This is a genomic window from Thermoanaerobacterium sp. CMT5567-10 (assembly GCF_030534315.2).
In the GTDB taxonomy this organism is placed as follows: Bacteria; Bacillota; Thermoanaerobacteria; order Thermoanaerobacterales; family Thermoanaerobacteraceae; genus Thermoanaerobacterium.
In genome coordinates, this window is sequence record NZ_CP130558.2 from 1,619,455 (window position 1) to 1,641,659 (window position 22,205).

21 protein-coding genes, 2 tRNA genes, 1 riboswitch and 1 other annotated feature are annotated in these 22,205 nt (G+C 35.2%); of the genes, 4 read left to right on the forward strand and 19 right to left on the reverse strand.

Annotation, left to right across the window (positions count from 1 at the left end; genetic code table 11):
• Nucleotides 1-18: 18 nt before the first annotated feature.
• The 3 genes from Q2T46_RS08395 to Q2T46_RS08405 all read right to left on the reverse strand — a co-directional run bounded on the left by Q2T46_RS08395 (nt 19) and on the right by Q2T46_RS08405 (nt 3,948).
• The gene (locus Q2T46_RS08395) at nt 19-483 is read right to left on the reverse strand and encodes a hypothetical protein (RefSeq protein WP_303263378.1); all 465 of its coding nucleotides are present in this window, start codon (nt 481-483) and stop codon (nt 19-21) included.
• Between the two features lie 76 nt (nt 484-559).
• Nucleotides 560-1,147 (reverse strand): hypothetical protein, encoded by a 588-nt coding sequence (locus tag Q2T46_RS08400; protein ID WP_303263377.1) that lies wholly within the window; start codon nt 1,145-1,147, stop codon nt 560-562.
• A gap of 65 nt (nt 1,148-1,212) precedes the next feature.
• Nucleotides 1,213-3,948 (reverse strand): UPF0182 family protein, encoded by a 2,736-nt coding sequence (locus Q2T46_RS08405; protein ID WP_303263376.1) that lies wholly within the window; start codon nt 3,946-3,948, stop codon nt 1,213-1,215.
• Nucleotides 3,949-4,108: 160 nt separating this feature from the next.
• Between Q2T46_RS08405 and Q2T46_RS08410 the strand changes: the two genes are divergently transcribed.
• Nucleotides 4,109-5,338 (forward strand): LCP family protein, encoded by a 1,230-nt coding sequence (locus tag Q2T46_RS08410; RefSeq protein ID WP_303263375.1) that lies wholly within the window; start codon nt 4,109-4,111, stop codon nt 5,336-5,338.
• A gap of 34 nt (nt 5,339-5,372) precedes the next feature.
• Nucleotides 5,373-5,651 (forward strand): hypothetical protein, encoded by a 279-nt coding sequence (locus Q2T46_RS08415; protein WP_303263374.1) that lies wholly within the window; start codon nt 5,373-5,375, stop codon nt 5,649-5,651.
• A gap of 52 nt (nt 5,652-5,703) precedes the next feature.
• Here the strand turns inward: Q2T46_RS08415 and Q2T46_RS08420 are convergent.
• From Q2T46_RS08420 to lepB, 4 genes are all read right to left on the reverse strand, one after another.
• Nucleotides 5,704-5,797 (reverse strand) — tRNA-Ser (locus tag Q2T46_RS08420).
• A 32-nt stretch (nt 5,798-5,829) separates the two neighbouring features.
• A tRNA-Ser gene (locus tag Q2T46_RS08425) sits at nt 5,830-5,918 on the reverse strand.
• A gap of 84 nt (nt 5,919-6,002) precedes the next feature.
• Nucleotides 6,003-7,274 (reverse strand): serine--tRNA ligase, encoded by a 1,272-nt coding sequence (gene serS / locus Q2T46_RS08430; RefSeq protein ID WP_303263373.1) that lies wholly within the window; start codon nt 7,272-7,274, stop codon nt 6,003-6,005.
• A gap of 35 nt (nt 7,275-7,309) precedes the next feature.
• Nucleotides 7,310-7,495, reverse strand: a binding site (T-box leader).
• A gap of 45 nt (nt 7,496-7,540) precedes the next feature.
• A complete protein-coding gene (gene lepB / locus Q2T46_RS08435; protein WP_303263372.1) occupies nt 7,541-8,077 on the reverse strand; it encodes a signal peptidase I in 537 nt (178 codons plus the stop codon).
• Nucleotides 8,078-8,225: 148 nt separating this feature from the next.
• On the opposite strand from lepB, the gene Q2T46_RS08440 reads away from it, so the two are divergent.
• Together Q2T46_RS08440 and ytvI are read left to right on the forward strand one after the other, a co-directional pair.
• Complete coding sequence (locus Q2T46_RS08440) at nt 8,226-8,393, forward strand: hypothetical protein (protein WP_303263371.1); 168 nt, start codon at nt 8,226-8,228, stop codon at nt 8,391-8,393.
• 91 nt (nt 8,394-8,484) lie between these two features.
• Nucleotides 8,485-9,549, forward strand: a complete 1,065-nt coding sequence (gene ytvI, locus Q2T46_RS08445) for a sporulation integral membrane protein YtvI (protein ID WP_303263370.1) — start codon at nt 8,485-8,487, stop codon at nt 9,547-9,549.
• Nucleotides 9,550-9,602: 53 nt separating this feature from the next.
• Here the strand turns inward: ytvI and ribE are convergent, their stop codons facing one another.
• The 12 genes from ribE to ilvN form a co-directional block, all read right to left on the reverse strand.
• Nucleotides 9,603-10,070 (reverse strand): 6,7-dimethyl-8-ribityllumazine synthase, encoded by a 468-nt coding sequence (gene ribE / locus Q2T46_RS08450; protein WP_303263369.1) that lies wholly within the window; start codon nt 10,068-10,070, stop codon nt 9,603-9,605.
• 20 nt (nt 10,071-10,090) lie between these two features.
• Nucleotides 10,091-11,284, reverse strand: a complete 1,194-nt coding sequence (locus Q2T46_RS08455; protein ID WP_303263368.1) for a bifunctional 3,4-dihydroxy-2-butanone-4-phosphate synthase/GTP cyclohydrolase II — start codon at nt 11,282-11,284, stop codon at nt 10,091-10,093.
• A 73-nt stretch (nt 11,285-11,357) separates the two neighbouring features.
• Nucleotides 11,358-11,978, reverse strand: a complete 621-nt coding sequence (locus Q2T46_RS08460; RefSeq protein WP_303263367.1) for a riboflavin synthase — start codon at nt 11,976-11,978, stop codon at nt 11,358-11,360.
• Between the two features lie 8 nt (nt 11,979-11,986).
• Entirely contained in the window at nt 11,987-13,069 is a 1,083-nt protein-coding gene (ribD, locus tag Q2T46_RS08465; RefSeq protein WP_303263366.1) for a bifunctional diaminohydroxyphosphoribosylaminopyrimidine deaminase/5-amino-6-(5-phosphoribosylamino)uracil reductase RibD, read from the reverse strand.
• Nucleotides 13,070-13,138: 69 nt separating this feature from the next.
• Nucleotides 13,139-13,252, reverse strand: a riboswitch (FMN riboswitch).
• Nucleotides 13,253-13,298: 46 nt separating this feature from the next.
• On the reverse strand, nt 13,299-14,954 hold the full coding sequence (gene ilvB / locus Q2T46_RS08470) for a biosynthetic-type acetolactate synthase large subunit (protein WP_303263364.1): 1,656 nt from the start codon (nt 14,952-14,954) through the stop codon (nt 13,299-13,301).
• Nucleotides 14,955-14,988: 34 nt separating this feature from the next.
• Nucleotides 14,989-16,653 (reverse strand): dihydroxy-acid dehydratase, encoded by a 1,665-nt coding sequence (ilvD, locus tag Q2T46_RS08475; RefSeq protein WP_303263363.1) that lies wholly within the window; start codon nt 16,651-16,653, stop codon nt 14,989-14,991.
• Nucleotides 16,654-16,657: 4 nt separating this feature from the next.
• Nucleotides 16,658-17,725 carry a 3-isopropylmalate dehydrogenase gene (leuB, locus tag Q2T46_RS08480; protein WP_303263362.1) on the reverse strand — a complete coding sequence of 356 codons (1,068 nt, stop codon included), beginning with the start codon at nt 17,723-17,725 and terminating at the stop codon, nt 16,658-16,660.
• The gene (leuD, locus tag Q2T46_RS08485) at nt 17,726-18,211 is read right to left on the reverse strand and encodes a 3-isopropylmalate dehydratase small subunit (RefSeq protein ID WP_209453930.1); all 486 of its coding nucleotides are present in this window, start codon (nt 18,209-18,211) and stop codon (nt 17,726-17,728) included. It abuts the gene before it with no gap.
• Nucleotides 18,212-19,468 (reverse strand): 3-isopropylmalate dehydratase large subunit, encoded by a 1,257-nt coding sequence (leuC, locus tag Q2T46_RS08490; RefSeq protein ID WP_303263361.1) that lies wholly within the window; start codon nt 19,466-19,468, stop codon nt 18,212-18,214.
• Entirely contained in the window at nt 19,459-20,652 is a 1,194-nt protein-coding gene (locus Q2T46_RS08495) for a 2-isopropylmalate synthase (RefSeq protein WP_303263360.1), read from the reverse strand. The genes leuC and Q2T46_RS08495 overlap by 10 nt, the downstream gene beginning before the upstream one ends.
• A gap of 15 nt (nt 20,653-20,667) precedes the next feature.
• Nucleotides 20,668-21,663 (reverse strand): ketol-acid reductoisomerase, encoded by a 996-nt coding sequence (ilvC, locus tag Q2T46_RS08500; protein ID WP_209453927.1) that lies wholly within the window; start codon nt 21,661-21,663, stop codon nt 20,668-20,670.
• Nucleotide 21,664: 1 nt separating this feature from the next.
• Complete coding sequence (gene ilvN, locus Q2T46_RS08505) at nt 21,665-22,168, reverse strand: acetolactate synthase small subunit (protein WP_303265786.1); 504 nt, start codon at nt 22,166-22,168, stop codon at nt 21,665-21,667.
• Nucleotides 22,169-22,205 lie beyond the last annotated feature (37 nt).

Sequence of the window (22,205 nt, forward strand, 5' to 3'; positions counted from 1 at the left end):
ACTTATCTTTTACAATTACTACACACCTGTTGGTGCCTGTTGGGCTGCTGGCTGCTGTGCTTGCGCACTAATAGGCTGCTGTGCTTGTGTTCCTAACTGCGGTGTCAACTGCTGCAGTTGCTGATTTGATGAATCTAATATCTTGCTCATTTGAGCGAAAACTTGATTTGCTTGAATGCTTTGTTGTGCTTGCTGAAGCGCAGCCATGGCCTGTTGCAAAGCCTGTTGTACCTGCATATCTGTTTGCTGCTGCTGTTGTTGTGCTTGTGTTCTAACCTGATTCAATAATTGCTGAAATTGCTGAGGTGTAACATTTATACCCATATTCTGCAATTGTTGTTGGAATTGCTGTGCTTGCTGCTGCGCCTGCTGTTGAGCTTGCTGCTGCGCCTGGTTCTGTTTACCAAATCTAGCACTTAATTCTTCAGACACTTCGCTATTTACTTTTTCTCCTAGGTAATCCTCAAATTCTCTTCTATTCAATGTAAACCCTCCTTTAAAAAATTTCCCCGTTATTTAATATTCCCTTTATGATTAGAATTAGTAAATGAAAATTTTACTATTGAAAGTTTTCCAAGTTGTTTACAATATCTTCATATACTTTAATCCTATCCATACCATCCTTAGCAATGCATATATTTCGAAATGCATCATTAAGGCTATTTATAAGCTGTGGTGGCAGGTCATAAATATACTCTACTTTTTCAGGTGTATTTTGTCTTTTTAGCTCTACATTTAAGAGAACATCTTTTTCAATCACGGCCTTCATAGAGTTAATATCTCTTTCAAGATCCTTTAACCTGTACAATGCTTTTTTCATACCATCTAGATTGTCTTTTATGCTTTTTACGTCATCGCTTAATTCGTCTATATTAGAATAAGCTATATTTTCTATTTCTTTTAAACTACTAGATTGTATATTTGGCTTTCTCAAATAGCTTATTAAATACTTCCTGTCGCTATTTTCTTCCTCCTTAAAAGCATTTTCGATGTATTCTTTTAAATTTGTATTCATTTTTTCTAATTTTAATTCAATTTTTGATGCATCATTTGATAATATCTCATTGAAATTCATTAATTTTTCAAATATATGCTCTGTTTCTTTTATTAAATTTTCTATCTTTAATTCCGACTGTAGTATTTCCATTTAACATCACCTAATTTTAGTATTTCCATTTTTAAATCAAAAAATAAAAAAGAGGCTTTAACGCCTCATTTTTTTATGCTGTTATTTAAATCATTGAGTACGCTTCCAAGCTCATCGAGATTTTTGCCAAAGTCGGTCCAATCGCCGTTCTTTGAAGCATTCATAGCATTGTTATATATATCATTTGCTTTCTTTATAAGTTCCTGCTGTGTTTGACTTGTTTGTGTTTGCGGAACCGCTGGTTGCGCCGGTGCTTCTAAGTTAAACAATTTATTTAATGCATTGCTTAGTGTATCCTCCATTACGATTTTGTCTTTGTACGCCAGTATAACTCTCTTTACTTCAGGTATTGCATTTTCATTTGATGATTGTATATAAATTGGCTCAACGTAAAGCATAGAATCATCAATTGGCAGCGTCAACAAATTGCCTCTTATAATGCTGGATCCTTTTTGATCCCATAAGCTCATCTCTTTAGAAATATTTGGATCTTGATCGATCATGTTTTCAATCTGCATAGGCCCATATACGACAGTGCTTTTTGGAAATTTATAGACTACTAATTTTCCATAGTTATCGCCGTCCATCCTTGCTGCCATCCAAGCTACCATATTATCTTTCGTCGCTGGCGTATACGGAATCATCAAAATATACTCAGCAGCCTTTTCTCCTGGAAGCCTCATTATGACATACTGTGACTCCTCTGGTTCTACCTTACCTGTAAATTTCTCCTTTGCTATGTCCCAGGAATCTTCTTTATTGTAAAAAACCTGCGGATCGGACATGTGGTAATTCCTATACACACTTGTTTGTATATCAAACATATACTGGGGATATCTTATATGAGCTTTTAAACCTTCCGGCATATCATCTATGCTTTTAAATAGCCCGGGAAATATCCTGCTATACACCTTTATTATTGGGTCATTTTTGTCAGATATATAGTAGTTTGTATCACCTGTATAAGCATCAACGACTACCTTAACCGAATTTCTTATATAGTTTATACCTGTGTCTTCATAAGGCTCTGAATAAGGATAATTTCCAGAATATGTGTACGCATCTATCATCCAATAAAGTTTTCCATTATCTACGACGATATATGGATCTTCATCATATATCAGAAAAGGAGCTATCTTTTCTACTCTATCCTTTATGTTTCTAAAAATAAGCATCCTACTTTTTGACGTAATGTCAGTAGATAAAAGTATTTTTATATTGCCGGTATAAACGGTGTACAAAATCTTGTTTAAAAACGTCATAGGTATGCCTGATTTGCCACTGTAAAAATTTTCTTTGTTAGTATCACCTGCAGGATAATCAAATTCACCTGTCTTTGTATTTACTATTGCGTATGTGTTTGTAAGCTCTCCAAAGTAAACCTCAGGCCTCGTTATCTTTATATTTGTGTTCGTCACAGGCGGAATATTTTTTATCACCATATCAGGCTGTCCTGTAGCTGTCACATCATTTACGGTCGACATTACAACACCATATCCATGTGTATATTTAAGATGCATGTTAATCCAATTTTTAGCCTGGCTTGCCAGATTGTCAAGGTTCATTTCTCTAGCAGATATAAACACCTGCCTGTAATTTCCGTCTATCATATACCTGTCAATATCTATATCGTTGAATTTGTAGTATAGCCTTATACTTTGAAGCTGGTTGTAAATTTGACTTACAGGTCTGTAATCATTAATCCTTATGTTATTTATAGTATCCTTGTTTTCATCTAATATATTTTTATCAATTTTGCCGCTTAAATTATAATTTTTCTCTTCAACATTATTTAAGTCAAATGCTTTTTGCGTAAAGTCTATATTGTATTTTAAATAGGTCTTTTCTTTTTCAAACTCATTTGGTGCAACGATGAAATTTTGAACCACCGTCTGAGAAATAGTTGATAAAATCATAATTGCAATTATTATTACAGGCGAAGCAATTATATACTTAAGCTTTTGCCTAAATGCACCTATCATAAACAATATGCCTGATATGAAAGATGCCAATATTAAAATTCTATAAAATAAAAGTCTAACATGGACATCTGTATAGCCTGCCCCAAAAACAGCATCACTTCTAGAGTACAGTATTCCATACGCCTTTAAATAGTACCCTAATGCAAGTACAACAAAAAATACAAACCCCAAAACAGCTATCTGCCTAAATGCTATCATAAGAATATCTTTATTGTAGATAGCTCTAAAGAGATTTCCTCCTCTATCCGATATCTCATAAAATCTTGTTTTGTCAGAAAGGTACATAAGACCATAAACGATTATAGTGGCAACTATAAGTATTGGTATTATAACTATCAATAAATTATATACATCAAACAAAAAAGGCAGCCTGAACATGTAAAGACTTATATCTTTATTAAAAATTGGATCTTTTATACCAAAATTCGCAGAATTTATGTAAAACAAAAAATCATTCCACCAATTAGCAGAAATAAATAAAGATATAACAAGACTTACAAAAATCGAAACACTTATGACAATACTTCTAAATCTTTTGTGACCATTTTTAATTACAATGTCCTGGGCAAATTTAGCATAATCTTTAACCATTCTGTTTAAATAAAAGTATGACAGTAGAAAAATTATAAAAAATGCCGGAACACCTATTGTAAGCTGTGTTATAAACTTTTTAAAAAATACACCTAAATAATTCATGCTTCCAAACCATTGTATATCAACAATGAGATTGGTGAAACTTACAAGTATACCGATTATTATAAATAAAGAAATTAAAAAAGTACTTATTATCATATTTCTTTTTCTCAAGATTATCACCATCCTAAACATACTTCCAAATATTATTATAATATATATAATTAATAAAATGCAAAAAGTTGTCTTTAATAAAATTTTATTTTTTATTTATTGATAAAATTAAACCTATAATGTATATTAGTAATAAATAGAAATGTACAACTGCAAAGGATGTGATATATGAATGAAGAAGTTTTTCAAAATTTCTATTTTTGTCATTCTAGGAATAGCAATATCAATAGGAACAGGTATTTTTATGTATTATAGAAATTTAAACGTTGTAAAACCTGCAAACAGCTCTAGCGATAATACAACTACAGCTAAATCTGTTAAACAAAATGACAATAGCTCAGATAAAAAAAATATTTTATTTGTAGGAGATGCCGATGGTTTATCAGATACTATATTTGTAGCAAGTTTTGACAAAGATAAAAAAGAAATTGATATGTTATCGATTCCACGCGATACGTATTATCCAAGGCCCGGTTATAATAACCCTAGTGAGAAAAAAATCAATGCGGCCTATTCGGAGCAAAAAATAGATGGTTTAAAAGATGCTGTAGAAGACCTGCTTGGAATAAAAATAGACAATTACGTAATTTTAACTTATGATGGATTCAAAGAAATTATAGATACAATAGGTGGTATTGAAGTCAACGTCCCCTTCAATATGAAATATGACGACAATGTAGCAAAACCACCTCTTCACATTAATCTAAAAAAGGGGCTTCAAGTTCTAGATGGTGAAAAAGCCCTTCAATTCGTGCGCTACAGACACGGCTATACAGAGGGCGATATAGGAAGAATAAATGCTCAACAAGAATTTTTAAAAGCCTTCATAAAAAAAGTTACAACCCCATCAATTCTTCCAAAGATTCCTTCACTAGCAATCACATTAAGTAAAAATCTGAGAACAGATTTAACTACAAAGGATATTGCCTCATATGCATTAGATTTTGTTAAGAATGAACCTCAGAACATTAATACTTCAATACTTCCAGGTGAAGGCGGATATATGGATAATTTAAGTTATTATTTTGTTGATGCACAAAAAGCAATGGAAGTTGCATCAGAAATGTTCGGAAATGGTCAAAATAACAATTCTATAAACACCATTTCGCAAGTAACGTATTCACCAATCAATAACACTATAAAAGTAGAAGTTTTTAACGGAACAACAGTGCAAGGCCTAGCCACAAAATATGCTGATAAATTAAAAAGTCTAGGATTTAATGTTGTCAAAATAGCTAATGCCAAAACTAAAGATTATTCAGAATCGTTTGTCTATACAAACAGTAATATAGATAAAGCTAATAAAGTGGCTAATGCATTATCTATTAAAAATGTATTGAACGATGAAAGTTTGGATAAAAACGCAGATGTAGTAGTCATCATAGGTGAGGATAAAAAATAACAAAATATGAAAAAATACTTATGAGGTGATAAAAATGCTTAATGCCATAAGAGAAACGCGTTCATCAAAAGACGGCCTTCACAGCATAAAATTGGAACTTCCTGAAAATGAATATACATTTGAGGATTTTAACGAAGACAACGCAAAAAAATTACTGGAGATGTATTTAAGCTACCATCAAGACGATGGAAGGCCATCAGATGTAAAAATACACCATAATACAAATTCACATATAGTCAGCATAACAGCACACCTTCATTACCTAGATAACTCGAAAACAACACAAAGAACATATCCATCAGATGTTTTTTAAAGGCGTTATTACGCCTTTTTTTAATTTAAGCATAAAAAAAGTAGCTTATGTATGGCGGAGAAGGAGGGACTTGAACCCTCGCGCCGGGTTATCCCCGACCTACAGTCTTAGCAGGACCGCCCCTTCACCAACTTGGGTACTTCTCCACGTCAGCTACAATATCTTAATATTAAATTCATGGCGGAGAGGGTGGGATTCGAACCCACGGCTCCGTTAAGAGACACTGGTTTTCAAGACCAGCTCCTTAAACCCCTCGGACACCTCTCCAAGCCGGGAACGATATAAAGTATATCATATACCGGCAAAGTTGTCAATAATCATAATTTAATTATTTAATGCTATTAAAGCCTTTTACTTCCTTATAACGTCGCACTTCATGTAAGGTCTAAGTGCTTCAGGTATGACAACAGAGCCATCCTCCTGTTGATAGTTTTCCAATATTGCCGCAAATGTCCTTCCAACCGCTACACCTGAGCCATTTAATGTGTGAACATACTGTGCCTTCCCGCCGCCTTTAGGTCTGTATTTTATATTTGCCCTTCTAGCCTGGAAGTCTTCGCAGTTGCTGCATGATGATATCTCAACATATCTTCCGTAGCTTGGCATCCAGACTTCAAGGTCATACTTCTTTGCCGCTGTAAATCCAAGGTCCCCAGTGCATATTGAAACAACCCTGTATGGTATTCCTAAAGTCTTTAATACGTCCTCAGCATCATTTACCATTTTCTCCAGCTCTTCGTAAGATCTTTCAGGCTCAGTAATTTTCACCAGTTCTACTTTATTAAACTGATGTTGCCTAATTAATCCCCTTGTATCCCTTCCAGCAGAACCTGCTTCTTGCCTGAAGCATGCACTGTAAGCACAGTTGTAAATAGGAAGCTCTTCAGCATCAATTATCGTCTCTCTATACATGTTTGTAACAGGAACTTCTGCTGTCGGAATCAAGAAATAATCTGTACCAGCTACTTTAAATGCATCCTCTTCAAACTTTGGAAGTTGACCTGTTCCATACATACTTCTTCTGTGTACCATAAATGGAGGAAAAACTTCTGTATAGCCATGCTTTTCTGTATGAAGATCCATCATAAAGCTTATAAGGGACCTTTCAAGTCTACATCCCAATCCTTTGTAAAAAGTAAATCTAGAACCTGTAACACGGGACGCAGCTTCAAAATCTAAAATCCCCAGTTCAACACCTATATCCCAATGAGGCTTTATTTCAAAGTCAAACTTCCTTACATCGCCCCATCTGCGGACCTCAACATTATCTGCATCGCTATCTCCTACTGGAACACTTTCATGAGGAATATTTGGTATAGTCCAAAGAAGCTCTTCTAATCTTTCGTCATATTGTTTTACATCGCTTTCCATCGCTTTAATCTTATCCGATATCTCTTTCATTTCTTTTATGAGTTCTTCAGCGTCTTTGCCTTCTCTTTTTAACTTGGCGATGTTTTCAGATTCTTTGTTTCGCGTATTCTTCAAAGACTCTAATTCTTTTAAAATCCCTCTTCTTTTTTCGTCAATCTCCAAAAATTCATCAATATTTGAGTTTTCTTTTTTAAGTTCTATAGCTCTCTTTACTTCATCTGGATTATTTCTTATCCTTTTAATATCAAGCATAATCTACACCTCCTAATAAAAATATCCCGCCCTAATTTAGGGACGGGATTTCCGTGTTGCCACCCTGATTTGGCTAAAAAAGCCCTCATCACTGATTTAACGGTCGCCCGATGGTTATTAACCATAGCTCCAGGCTGGATAAATATGTACATATACTGGTTTACACCCACCACCAGCTCTCTTTAATACAATACATATTATTGGCCCTTCAACGCTTCTTTTAACTTAAAATAAATTATACTATACAAATTTCTCAATTTCAATAATTATTTCCCAGCCATAGATCCAAAACGGCTTAAAGGCCATATTCTAAATACTATTTTTCCCATTATCGCGTCCCTAGATACATATTTATTTTTCCAATACCTTGAATCAAGTGACTGATTCCTGTTATCACCCAGCATAAAATAATGATTTGGAGGTACTTTATATGGTCCAAATGTCTCATTTTTATTCATAGGCTCTTTAAGATACGGCTCTTTGACAGGTTCACCATTTCTATATAAAATGCCATTCTTAATCTCTATTGTATCACCACCTATACCGATTACCCTTTTTACAAAATTCACAGATGGATCGTCAGGATATTTAAATACAACAATATCTCCTCTTTTTATAGGCTCAAATCTATATATAAATTTCAATTCTACAAATTTATCATTAAGCTGTATCGTGTCAAGCATTGACCCTGTCGGCACATCAACAAGTTCAAAGATGTAGGTTCTAATTAGCATCGCTATAATAAATGCAAGGCCGATAGTCAGAATCCAACTTAAAATTTCCTTTTTAGTGTTGCTCTTCATCGTCCAATCTCCTTTTTAAAATATACAAAGATATTATACCACACTGTAATGTTAAATGCTAACATTAGACACTTAACTAATATTTATGTATATAATATATAAATATGTCAATAATTACTATATAAAATAATAATTTAGGGGGAATCCGATGAACGAAATTAAATATTTACTAGAAATTGCCGATTTAAAAGACACAGAGTATAAAAATACATTGGCTATAACATCGTTGATAGAATTGCTTATTGAAAAAGGAATAATATCTCAATCGGAAATAGCCAAAAAGTCATACGAAATTAAAATTAAGACCGCCCAATAAATAAAATCCGGAGAAACCGGATTTTATTTATTGATTGCTGTAGACACTTGCCTTTTATCATATTATAATTAAAATAAGGAGGGGTTTTTTTGTGAAAGATTTTCTCTTACGATACCAAAGCACGATAAAAAATGTGATTATAATACTGGCTGTCATTATAAGTTTTTATTTGTTTGTTTTTAAATTGATTCCTTTTTTAATGCCATTTGCGGTTGCACTGTTTTTAGCAATCTTAATTGACCCTGCCGTTGAATTCTTGGAAAAAAAACTGAAAGTACCAAGGGGATTATCGTCTGCATTTTTAATTCTTCTACTAATGGCTATAATAGGACTTTTAATAAGTCTCTTAGTTACACAGCTTGTTTTTGAACTAAATACTTTGGCAGAACATGCGCCAAATTATACAAAAAACTTCGATGTTGTTATATCTGATCTTATTGATAGAATTAGAATATACTATATTTCACTCCCCACTAATATCTCAACTTTTTTGGAGAACAATCTTCAATCCATTTTAAATAACATATCTATCTATGCTAAAAACTTCGCTGCTTGGATTTTAGGTTTAGCAACAAAACTTCCTAATTTTTTCTTTATGTCTATAATAACAATTGTATCAACATTCTTTTTAAGCAAAGATAAATGGTTGATATTAAATTTTATAAAAAGGCAATTTCCTTCAAACTGGGCATTACATGCAGAAAATATAAAAGGTGACCTTTTCCAAACGCTAATTGGATTTATACGAGCAGAAATAACCATAATGTTTATCACTTTCATGGAGGTATCAATAGGTCTTACAATAATAGGATTTGATTATGCGTTTTTGTTAGGCCTTCTAGTAAGCTTCATAGATATACTGCCTGTGTTGGGTTCAGGATCGGTACTAGTTCCATGGGCTTTATACAATATATTTACTAAAAATTATTTAATAGGAATCTACTTGCTGATTTTGTATGGTATTGTAACAATTGTAAGACAGATGATTGAGCCTAAAATTGTTGGACAAAGCATAGGTCTTCATCCTCTTGTAACGCTTCTGTCTATGTTTATTGGTGCAAAACTTTTCGGAGGATTCGGCCTCATTATGGGACCAGTTTTTGTGGTAGTTTTTAAAACTTTTCAAAAGTCAGGAATAATACCTTCTTGGAAATGAAAAAACGTTCATCTTTTAAGCATCAATGCTTTTAAGATGAACGTTTATTTTTGTCAGAAACTCATCTCTTTTATCAAATTAACCATTTCCAAAGCTGTTACAGCAGCGTCAAATCCCTTGTTTCCTGATTTCGTTCCAGACCTCATGATTGCCTGCTCTACTGTATCCGTTGTAAGGACTCCAAATATTACAGGTATATCAAAATCAAGGGATATCTTTGCAATTCCTTTTGAAACCTCATTAGCTACATAATCAAAATGGGGTGTATCACCTCTTATAACAGCACCAAGTGCAATTACCGCATCATATTTTTTAGACATGACCATCCTCTTTGAAATAAAAGGAATCTCAAAGGCACCTGGTGCCCAAGCAATTTCAATGCTGTCATCATCTACACCATGCCTCCTTAAAGCATCCAAAGCACCATCTAGAAGTTTACTTGTTATAAATTCATTAAATCTGCTTACAACGATGCCAAACTTTAAGCCATCACCTATAAGTTTTCCTTCATATGTCCTCAAAATAATCTCCCCTTTACTAATTATTGAAATGCATGAAATATATGGCCAAACTTTTCTTTTTTTGTTTTAAGATATTTTTCATTGTGCTTGTTTAAAGATACTTCTATAGGGACTCTCTCCACTATTTCAAGCCCATAGCCAGATAAACAAGCTAATTTTTTAGGGTTGTTGGTCATTATCCTAAGCTTTTTAAGCCCTAAATCTTTTAAAATCTGAGCTCCTATTCCGTATTCTCTCATATCAGCAGGGAAACCCAATCTAAGATTAGCATCAACCGTATCAAGGCCTGCATCCTGTAAGTGGTATGCTTTAATCTTGTTTAAAAGTCCGATTCCTCTGCCTTCTTGTCTTAAATATAAAAGGACACCTCCTTCTTTTCCTATTCTCTCCATTGCTGCATGAAGCTGATCACCACAATCACATCTTAAAGAGCCCATTATATCACCTGTTAAGCATTCTGAATGAACTCTAACAAGCGTAGGCTCCTCTGTCAATTCTCCTCTTACTAACGCCACATGTTCTTTACCAGTCAAAATTTCTTCATACCCTATTATATTGAAATCGCCGTATTTTGTAGGAAGATATGCTTCAGCTACTCTCCTTATTAGTTTTTCTTTCTTTCTTCTGTATTCAATCAGATCGGCTATAGATATTATCTTTAGGTTAAACCTCTTTGAAAACTCCACAAGCTCTGGAAGTCTAGCCATCCTGCCGTCATCTTTTATGATTTCACAGATTACGCCAGCAGCTTTAAGTCCTGCAAGCCTCGACAAATCGCATGCCGCTTCTGTGTGTCCTGCCCTTACCAAAACACCTCCTTCTTTTGCTTCTAGTGGAAATACATGCCCTGGCTTCGCAAAATCATCCGGCTTAGAATTACGATCTATAAGCATTTTTATTGTAAATGCCCTTTCGTACGCCGAAATGCCAGTTTTACAGCTTTTGTGATCTACAGATACAGTAAAGGCAGTTTCTCTGTTATCAGTATTTTCAGATACCATCTTGCCTATATTTAATTCTTTAAGCCTTTTATCACTCATGGGAACACATACTAATCCACGTCCATACTTTATCATAAAATTTATATCTTCGCCTCTAACTTTTTCTGCTGCTATCACAAGGTCCCCTTCATTTTCCCTGTCTTCGTCATCGACTACAATGACCATTTTACCATTTTTGATGTCTTCTATTGCACTTTCTATCGTATCGAACATTTATATCACATCTCCTTAAAATTTAAAAGCAATGAATTATTGAAACTGCCCTATAAAGTCCCAGCACTATATATCAAAAGCCATTTTCTAATACAAGCTCCTTCATTCCTTTTTTTAACAGCAGTTTTTCAGCATACTTCGATAGTATGTCTACTTCTATATTGACACTATCTCCGATTCTCTTAAAGTTTAGTGTTGTATTTAACTCCGTATGCGGTATGACAGAAACCGTAAAATATGAAGCTAACGCCTCCACAACTGTCAAACTTATTCCGTCGACAGCTATGCTTCCTTTGCTTGCAACGTATTTTGAGTACCTTTCATCAATCTTGATTTTAAATACATTTGAATTCATAATTCGATTTTTATTAACGATTGTACCGACAGTATCTACGTGTCCTGTCACAATATGGCCATTTAACCTGCCAGATATGCTTAAAGCTCTTTCTAAATTGACCATGCTTCCTATTTTTAAGTCTCCTAAATTACTGGATTTTAGTGTTTCTCTCATCAAATCCGCTGTAAATAGATTTTTTCCTACATTTGTAACAGTCAAGCATACTCCATTTACAGCTATGCTATCTCCAATAGCTGTACCGTCTAAAACATTTTCGCATTCAATTGCTATTTTTGTAATATCTCCACGTTGTATCATCTTAACTTTGCCAATCTCTTCTATTATTCCTGTAAACATAGTAACACCTACTTTTTAATATAACCTTCTATAAGTATGTCATCATCAAATCTTTTTACGTCTAATTTTTCAACAATTATGGCATCTTTAATCAAATCAATGCCTTTTCCTTCTACAGGCGTCAAAGAATTGCTTCCACCTATTATTTTTGGAGCTATATAGAACATCACCTTGTCTACTATTCCTTCTTTTAAAGCAGAATAATTTAGTGTTCCTCCACCTTCTATGATTACACTGTCTATCCCTCTCTCTCCTAACATATCCATCAATTTTTTTAAATCTACTTCACCGTTTAACTTGTCAAGTACAACTACATCTACACCTAAATCCCTTAATGCTTTTACTTTTTTATAGGGCATCATATCCGTTGTTGCTACTATTGTCGTGGCAGATTTGTCAATTACAACATTTGCATCTAGAGGAATCCTGCCGCGGCTATCAACAATCACCCTTAAGGGATTCTTAAGCCCATCTATTCGCGTCGTAAGATATGGATTATCTTTTATAACTGTGTTTATACCTACCATTATTGCCATAACACTGCCTCTCATCATATGAACATGTTCTCTCGATTTTTCATTTGTTATCCATTTAGAATCGCCTGTTATAGTTGCAATCTTCCCATCAATCGTCATGGCAGACTTTAATATTACATACGGCTTTTTAGTAGTAATGTACTTTATAAATATTTCATTTACCTTCTCTGCCTGCTCTTTTAATAAACCTGTATACACATTTAAGCCTGCTTCTTTGAGATGTTTTATTCCCTTTCCTGAAACAAGTTTATTTGGGTCCTCCATAGCTATATACACATCTTTTATACCTGATTTTACAATAGCATCTACACAAGGCGGCGTTTTTCCATAATGACAGCACGGTTCTAATGTGACATAAAGCTGAGCTCCTTTTACATCTTCTTTAACGCTTTTTAGTGCATTTATTTCTGCATGTGGTCCTCCATAGTATTCATGGTACCCTTCACCTATTATCCTGCCATTTTTAACAATTACTGCACCTACTAAAGGATTTGGATTTGTGTGCCCTAAGCCTAATCTTGCAAGCTGTAATGCCCTTTTCATATATTTCTCCATAAAAACACCCCAAAAATAAACTTAGCCCTGAAGTATGTAATACTTCAGGGCATTTCGACAAAATTGCCTATTTACCTTCTTTCATCCAGACTTTACTGTCGGCTCTGGAATCTAACCAGATCTGCCATAAGGCTCGCGGGCTTTACCGCCGGTATGGAATTTCACCAATCCCTGAAGGTTTTTAAATTTATTCAATTTTTTATATTATATCATACTCTTAATAAAAATACTAGTCTATCATTTCTTCAATAGTTCCTCCAGCAGGAATAAAAGGAAGAACCATCTCATCTTTGTCTATCATGCATTCCAAAACGTATGGCTTATTATTAGATAATGCCTCTTTAAATGATTTTTCAAACTCTTCTTTTGTGTAAATTCTTTTGCCAGAGATTCCAAACGCTTCCGCTACTTTTGAAAAATCAAGGTTTGGATTTAAATCCGTCTGAGAATATCTTTTATTGAAAAGGAGATTCTGCCATTGTCTTACCATTCCCAATGTTTGATTATTGAGAATAATAGTTATAACAGGTATATTGTATATAGCCATTGTCTCAAGAGCATGAATATTCATTCTTATGCTGCCGTCACCTGCAATATTTACCACTCTTTTGTCATTTCGCCCTACTTGTGCGCCAATTGACGCAGGAAGCCCAAATCCCATTGTACCAAGACCACCAGATGTCACAAATGTCCTGGGTTCTTTAAATTTAAAATATTGAGCGGTCCACATCTGATTTTGCCCTACTTCCGTTGCCATAATAAGGTTGTCTTTCCCTATTTCCTGCACCTTTTCTATTATCCACTGAGGCTTTAGTTTTCCATCATCTTTATATCTAAATGATGTTTTCTCCTTTATAGATAGAAGCTCTTGAACCCATTCTTCATGATTGATATCTTCAATCCTATCGTTTAACAGTGATAGCACTTCTTTAATATCTCCAACAAGTGGCACATCTACATCGACATTCTTCCCGATTTCTGCAGGATCTATATCGATATGGATGACCCTTGCATTTGGTGCCAATCCACCTACCTTACCAGCAACTCTGTCGCTGAATCTAGTACCTATGGCAATTACTAAGTCAGACTTATAAATCGCTGTATTGGCATATCTGCTTCCGTGCATCCCTATAAGTCCTAGTGATAATTCATCATCCTCTGGGAAACATCCTAAACCCATCAGAGAAGTCGCTACAGGAATCATATTTTCTTTTGCAAAATCATATAAGCTTTTAGACGCTTCACCCCATATAACTCCACCACCTGCAAATATAACAGGCTTTTTACTTGAATTTATTAATTCCGCAGCTTTTATCAAATCCGATTCATCTACATGATGCTTCTTAACTTCGACGTAAAAATCTTTCCTCTTGATAAAATTCATATCTGTTGTTTGTATATCTTTTGGTATATCCACCAGTACAGGTCCAGGCCTTCCTTCCTTTGCTATAAAAAATGCTTCTCTTAAAGTATCAGCTAATTTATCAGGTGATTTTACTATGAAATTATGCTTTGTTACAGGCATAGTAATCCCTGCAATGTCTACTTCTTGAAAAGAATCTTTACCTATCAAGTTTGTAGCAACTTGACCTGTTATTGCAACAATAGGCACAGAATCCATATATGCATTTGCAATGCCTGTTACTAAATTTGTAGCACCCGGACCAGATGTAGCTATACATACACCAACTTTTCCCGTTACTCTTGCATATCCATCTGCCATATGAGCAGCCATCTGCTCATGTGTTGCAAGAATATGATTTAAATCAGAATCATACAAAGCATCGTAAAGTGGTATAACAGAACCACCGGGTATACCAAATACAGTATCTACATCTTGTTCTTTTAAAACTTCTATTATAACTTGCGATCCTTTCAATATCATGTATCACGCCTCCTTTCCCAACAATTATTTAAAACTATACATTCTTTAAAACCGCACCAGTATTTGCAGACGTGACCAATTTTGCGTATCTTGCCATATACCCTGTCTTAATATGTGGCTCGGGTTTTTTGAAATTTTTTCTTCTGTTCTCTATCTCTTCATCGCTTACTCTCAAATTTAGCTTTCTTCCTGGTATGTCTATATCTATGATATCTCCATCGTTTATTAGAGCTATTTCTCCACCTTCCATAGCCTCAGGTGACACATGACCGATGCAAGCTCCTCTTGTTGCACCAGAAAATCTGCCATCTGTTATAAGGGCCACATCTTTATCAAGCCCCATACCAGCAAGCGCCGATGTCGGGCTCAGCATTTCTCTCATCCCCGGTCCACCTTTAGGTCCTTCATATCTAATTACAACTACATCGCCTTTTTGTATTTTACCATCATAAATCGCTTTTATAGCCTCATCTTCTGAATCAAATACTCTAGCAGGTCCTGAATGACGAAGCATTTCAGGAGATACGGCAGATGCTTTTACGACAGAACCGTCTTTTGCAATATTGCCATATAAAATCGCAAGTCCTCCTGTTTCGCTGTATGGATTGTCAACAGTGTGTATAACATCGTAGTTCTTTATCTTTGCATCTTTAAAGTTGTCTCCTAATGTCTTACAAGTTACAGTCATACAATCTGTATTTAAGACATTTAATTTAGATAATTCTCTCAATACTGCCTGTATACCGCCAGCATGGTATAGATCTTCGATGTGGTACTTTCCTGCAGGGCTTAATTTGCAAAGATTTGGCACTTTCTGGTTAATCTCATTTATCTTTTGAAGTGGAATATCAATTCCAGCCTCATGCGCAATTGCCTTAAGATGAAGCACGGTGTTTGTAGAGCCACCCAAAGCCATATCTAAGCAAAAGGCATTTATAAATGCATCCTCTGTCAATATATCTCTAGCCTTTATATCTTTTTCTACAAGCTCAACTATTTTAATTCCTGCTTGTTTTGCAAGTCTTATTCTCTCTGAATAAACAGCAGGTATTGTTCCATTGCCTGGAAGGCCAAGCCCTAAAACTTCCGTTAAACAGTTCATGGTATTTGCAGTAAACATGCCAGAGCATGAGCCACATGTAGGGCAAGCCGACATCTCCATCGCCTTAAGCTCATCTTCATTGATTCTCCCTGCTTTTAAAGCTCCTACAGCTTCAAACATAGAGCTTAAGTCGCATATTTCTCCTTCGTAGCTCCCAGCAAGCATCGGCCCTCCACTTATAACTACCGTTGGTATGTTTAGCCTTGCTGCAGCCATAAGCATACCTGGAACGATTTTATCACAGTTTGGTATCAATACAAGTCCATCAAACCCGTGAGCCATTGCCATTGTTTCAACGCTATCCGCTATTAATTCCCTCGACGCCAGAGAATATTTCATTCCCTTGTGGTTCATAGCTATACCGTCACAAACGCCTATTGTTGAAAACTCTATAGGTGTCCCGCCAGCAAGCCTTACACCTGCTTTCACAGCATCAGCTATTTTGTCAAGATTTATGTGCCCTGGAATTATATCATTTTTCGAATTGGCAATACCTATTATTGGCCTGTTTATTTCTTCATCTGTAAGCCCTAAAGCGTATAATAATGATCTATGGGGTGCTTTTTCGACTCCTTTCTTCACACTATCACTTAACATAAAATCACCTCTTTAAATACTTTAAAACCATATCTCCCATCTCTTCAGTATTTAAAATAATGCCACTTCCTAAATCAGATGTCCTGTATCCATCTTCTAACAGCTCATTTACGGCCCTTCTTATATCATTTGCGGCATCAAGTCTATCAAACGAATATTCCAGCATCATTGCAACTGATAATATAGTCGCCAATGGATTGGCCTTTTTAGTACCTGCAATATCAGGAGCCGAACCGTGAACAGGCTCGTATAACCCCACTTTATCGCCTCTCAAACTGGCAGATGGCAGCATTCCTATAGATCCTGTAAGCTGTGATGCTTCATCTGATAAAATGTCGCCAAACATGTTTGATGTAAGTATCACGTCAAACTGAGACGGATCTTTTATAAGCTGCATAGAGCAATTGTCAACATACTGATGGTTTAATTCCACATCTGGGTATTCCTTGCTAACTTCATTGACAACTTTTCTCCATAGTCTTGATGAATCCAATATGTTTGCTTTATCAACAGATGTGACTTTTTTCTTTCTATTTCTAGCAGCTTTAAAAGCAATGTGAGCTATTCTTTCTATTTCTTTAGTAGTATAAGCTTCTGTATCATACGCTTTATAACCATAATCTATCTTTTCCGTTCCTCTTTCACCAAAATATATGCCACCTGTAAGTTCTCTTACAACAAGCACATCTAAGCCATCTTTTAAAAGCTCATCTTTAAGTGGAGATGCACTTTTCAAGGAGCTAAAAAGGATGGCAGGTCTTAGATTTGCGTACACATCAAGGCTTTTTCTCAATGCCAGAAGACCTGCCTCAGGCCTTTTGTCTCCATCTAAATCATCCCATTTTGGACCACCAACAGCACCTAATAGAACAGCATCGCTTTCAAGACACGCTTCTTCCGTCTCTTTAGGATATGGAGTACCGTACTCATCAATTGCAGACCCGCCAAACAAATACTTTTTTATATCAAATTCTAATCCATACTTTTCTGAAACCGCATCCAATACTTTCAATGCTTCATCTATAACTTCTTTTCCTATTCCATCACCAGGTAATACAGCTATCTTGTACATTTATACCACCTTTTCCTTAACATAGTTGATAAGGCCGCCACATTCAATGATTTTCTTTATAAACTCAGGAAACGGCTGCGATTTAAACTCAATTCCCTTAGTTATATCTCTTATAATACCTGTCTCTAAGTCAACTGATACTATATCTCCATCTTCTATCGCAGATGCTGCATCAGGACATTCTAAGATAGGCAAACCTATATTTATGGCGTTTCTGTAGAAAATCCTTGCAAAAGACTTTGCAATGACACATGATATACCTGATTCTTTTATTGCTATTGGAGCATGTTCTCTAGATGATCCGCATCCAAAATTGTATCCTGCAATCATTATATCTCCTGGTTTAACTTTGTCTTTAAAATCTTTATCGATATCTTCCATGCAGTGTAAAGCAAGTTCTTTTGGATCCGATGTATTTAAAAATCTAGCAGGTATTATTACATCTGTATCAACATTATCACCGTACTTTATTGCTTTTCCTTCCATTTATACCACCTCCTCAGGACTTGCTATATATCCCTTTATGGCTGATGCAGCAGCTACTGCTGGGCTTGCTAAGTATACTTCACTTTCGGTATGGCCCATCCTTCCTACAAAGTTTCTATTTGTGGTGGATATTGCTCTTTCACCTTTTGCAAGAATGCCCATGTGACCACCTAAACATGGACCACATGTAGGTGTAGATACTGCAGCACCTGCTTTTATAAATTCTTCTATATATCCTCTCTTTACACATTCAAGGTATATATCTTGTGTGGCAGGGAAAATTATCAATCTAACATCTGGATGAACTTTTTTACCTTTTAAAACTTCATACGTTATTTCCATATCGGTTATACGCCCGTTTGTACAAGAACCAATCACGACTTGATCTACTTTTATATTTCCTACTTCATCTATTGGCTTTGTGTTTTCAGGTAAATGTGGAAATGCTACTTGTGGTTTTATTTTTGATAAGTCTATATCATAGCTTTTAACGTATTCTGCATCTTCATCTGCTTTAAATACTTTGTATTTTCTATTTGCTCTCCCTTTAACATATGTTTCGGTAATTTCGTCATAATCGAAAATACCATTTTTAGCCCCTGCTTCTATTGCCATATTTGCAATTGTAAACCTGTCATCAATTGACAAAGAAGAAATATTACCTGTAAATTCCATAGATTTATACAGCGCACCATCAACGCCTATCATTCCTATGATGTACAGTATCACATCCTTACCGCTTACCCATTTATTAAGCTTACCTTTTAAGTTAAATTTTATCGCTTCAGGAACTTTAAACCATGCCTTACCTGTAGCCATGGCACATGCCATATCTGTACTACCTATTCCTGTTGAAAAACAAGTTATAGCGCCATAGGTACATGTATGAGAATCTGCACCTATGACCACATCACCAGGCAAAACTAAACCTTTTTCAGGTAAAAGGGCATGTTCTATTCCCATCTTTCCAACTTCAAAGAAGTTTACAATTCCATATTCCCTGGCAAATTTTCTTACAATATTCACCTGTTCCGCAGACTTTATGTCTTTATTAGGAACAAAATGGTCTGGCACCAGTGCAATTTTCTCTCTATCAAATACATTTTTTACGCCTATCTTCAAAAATTCCTTTATCGCAACAGGTGATGTGACATCATTTCCAAGCACCATGTCCACATCTATCTCTATAAGATCTCCGGGTTTAACTTCATATCCGGCTTTATCAGATAAAATTTTTTGTGTAAGTGTTAACCCCAAAGCTCTCCCTCCTTGAAACTTTTTGTATTCAAAATAACATCATCTACAATCACTTTTATATCATCATCATTCACCACTTTTTTATTGTCTGCTAAATCTTTAAATTTCTTAAAAGCTAGATTGATTTCATCTCTGGAAAGCTCATAGCCCATATTTTTCAACTTCAATTCAAAGGCATTTCTGCCAGATAGCTTCCCCATTGATATATGATCTGTAGTGATTCCTATATCTTCAGGCCTCATTATTTCATACGTCGCTTTATTGTTTATCACTCCATGCTGGTGAATTCCAGCAGTATGTCTAAATGCATTAGAACCTACAATTGCTTTATTAGGTTGCAGCTGGATACCTGAAAGTTCACTTACAAGTTTACATGTACTAAATATTTCTCTAGTATTTATACTGTGAGGTAAATTGAAATAATCTTTTCGAGTATTTATTGCCATGATAACTTCTTCCAGCGACGCATTTCCAGCCCTTTCACCTATTCCGCATACAGTTACTTCCACTTGTTGAGCACCGCTTTCCAATGCTGAAAGGGAATTCGCAACAGCCATTCCTAGGTCATTGTGGCAATGAACGCTTATTGTAACATTGTCTTTATCATGTATATGATTTTTAACGTATTCTACTAACTTTTCAAATTCTTTTGGAACCGCATAGCCTACAGTGTCAGGTATATTGATTATTTTTGCCCCCGCATCAATAACTTCATTAAATATTTTCACAAGAAAATCCCAATCTGTCCTTGAAGCATCTTCTGCAGAAAATTGTATCTCGTCAAATTTACCTGAAGCATATTTTACACTTTCAACAGCCATTTTTAATGCTTCATCTCTTGATATTTTTAATTTGTATTTTAGATGAATATCAGATGTTGCTATAAAAAGATGTATTCTTGATTTTTTAGCATTTTTCAACGCTTCATAAGTTTTATCTATATCACTTTTTACACATCTTGATAATCCTGCTACAACTACATCACCAATATTTTCTGCTATATTCTTTACTGCTTCGAAGTCACCGTTTGATGCAGCAGGAAAACCAGCTTCTATAACATCTACACCAAGTGAAACAAGCTGTTTTGCTATTTTGTATTTGCTTTCTTTGTCAAAGTTCACACCTGGTGTTTGCTCACCATCTCTTAATGTTGTATCAAATACAATGACTTTTCTATCCCCCATATACAAGCCCCCTCTTTATTTCTTTTTAAGCCATGACATCATTCCGCGGAGCTCTTTTCCTACTTTCTCAAGCTGTTGATTTGCTTCTTTTTCTCTTACAGCGTTAAACTGTGGTCTTCCTACCGCATTTTCTAAAAGCCATTTTTTCGCAAACTCTCCATTCTGTATTTCCTTCAAAACTTCTTTCATTTCATTTCTAGTATCTTTTGTGATTATTCTCTTTCCTGTAACATAATCACCGTATTCTGCCGTGTCAGATATAGAATACCTCATGTTTGCGAATCCGCCTTCATAGATCAAATCCACTATAAGCTTCATTTCATGTATACACTCAAAGTACGCTATTTCAGGTTGATATCCTGCTTCTACCAATGTTTCAAATCCAGCTTTCATAAGCTCTGTAACACCACCACACAAAACAGCCTGTTCTCCAAAAAGATCTGTTTCCGTCTCTTCTTTAAATGTAGTTTCCAAGACACCTGCTCTCGTTCCACCAATACCTTTGGCATAAGCTAATGCAAGTTCGAAAGCTTTTCCAGTATAATTTTGATACACCGCAACCAAATCTGGTACACCTTTCCCCTCAGTAAATACTCTTCTTACCAAATGCCCAGGTCCCTTTGGTGCAACCATAAACACATCAACATATTCTGGCGGTACTATCTGATGGAAGTGTATATTGAATCCATGTGCAAATACCAAAGCATTGCCTGGTTTCAAATGTTTTTCAATATTTTCTTTATACACCCTTGATTGCTTTTCATCAGGTATTAAAATCATGATGACATCCGCTGCTTCACACGCGTCATCAACACTTAATACTGTAAGTCCATTTTCTTTTGCCCTTTCAGCAGATTTGCTTCCTTCATAAAGACCTACAACAACATCAAGCCCTGAATCTTTTAAGTTTAATGCATGTGCATGGCCTTGGCTTCCATAGCCAATTATCGCAATTTTCTTGCCTTTCAAAAGATTTAAATCTGCATCCTCATCATAATACATTCTTGCCATTTTAAAATTCCTCCTCATATTCTTTTAAAATTCTATTTTCTCTTTCTAAAGTTATAAGACCTGTTCTTGTAAGTTCTCTGACTTGAAATTGTTTGATAAGTTTTATAAATGCCTCTACTTTTTCACTGTCACCAGTGATTTCAATGATGATTGAATTTAACGAAATATCAATGACTTTCCCCCTGAAGGTTTCAACTATATGCATGATGTCATCTCGTGTATTTGAATTTATCTCCACTTTTACAAGTACAAGTTCTCTTGAAACATTGGGATATTTACCAACATCCTGAACTTTAATGACATCATACAACTTGTTAAGCTGCCTTATTATCTGTGTTATTACATAATCGTCACCATTGACTGTTAGTGTAATACGAGATTGATCATTCTGCTCGGTAGTACCAACTGCAAGACTTTCAATGTTGTAACCTCTTCTCGAGAAAAGACCTACAACCCGAGATAAAACACCAGAATGATTATTTACTAAGACAGATATAATGTGTATGATAATATCACCCCCTTCACATGACAAAAAATCCTCG

Coding starts and splice junctions, on each gene's coding strand:
- Q2T46_RS08400 (WP_303263377.1), bottom strand. CDS start 1,147: ATGGAAATACTACAGTCGGAATTAAAGATAGAAAATTTAATAAAAGAA.
- Q2T46_RS08405 (WP_303263376.1), bottom strand. CDS start 3,948: ATGGTGATAATCTTGAGAAAAAGAAATATGATAATAAGTACTTTTTTA.
- Q2T46_RS08410 (WP_303263375.1), top strand. CDS start 4,109: ATGAAGAAGTTTTTCAAAATTTCTATTTTTGTCATTCTAGGAATAGCA.
- Q2T46_RS08415 (WP_303263374.1), top strand. CDS start 5,373: ATGCTTAATGCCATAAGAGAAACGCGTTCATCAAAAGACGGCCTTCAC.
- serS (WP_303263373.1), bottom strand. CDS start 7,274: ATGCTTGATATTAAAAGGATAAGAAATAATCCAGATGAAGTAAAGAGA.
- lepB (WP_303263372.1), bottom strand. CDS start 8,077: ATGAAGAGCAACACTAAAAAGGAAATTTTAAGTTGGATTCTGACTATC.
- Q2T46_RS08440 (WP_303263371.1), top strand. CDS start 8,226: ATGAACGAAATTAAATATTTACTAGAAATTGCCGATTTAAAAGACACA.
- Q2T46_RS08455 (WP_303263368.1), bottom strand. CDS start 11,284: ATGTTCGATACGATAGAAAGTGCAATAGAAGACATCAAAAATGGTAAA.
- Q2T46_RS08460 (WP_303263367.1), bottom strand. CDS start 11,978: ATGTTTACAGGAATAATAGAAGAGATTGGCAAAGTTAAGATGATACAA.
- ribD (WP_303263366.1), bottom strand. CDS start 13,069: ATGGAGAAATATATGAAAAGGGCATTACAGCTTGCAAGATTAGGCTTA.
- ilvB (WP_303263364.1), bottom strand. CDS start 14,954: ATGATATTGAAAGGATCGCAAGTTATAATAGAAGTTTTAAAAGAACAA.
- ilvD (WP_303263363.1), bottom strand. CDS start 16,653: ATGTTAAGTGATAGTGTGAAGAAAGGAGTCGAAAAAGCACCCCATAGA.
- leuB (WP_303263362.1), bottom strand. CDS start 17,725: ATGTACAAGATAGCTGTATTACCTGGTGATGGAATAGGAAAAGAAGTT.
- leuD (WP_209453930.1), bottom strand. CDS start 18,211: ATGGAAGGAAAAGCAATAAAGTACGGTGATAATGTTGATACAGATGTA.
- Q2T46_RS08495 (WP_303263360.1), bottom strand. CDS start 20,652: ATGGGGGATAGAAAAGTCATTGTATTTGATACAACATTAAGAGATGGT.
- ilvC (WP_209453927.1), bottom strand. CDS start 21,663: ATGGCAAGAATGTATTATGATGAGGATGCAGATTTAAATCTTTTGAAA.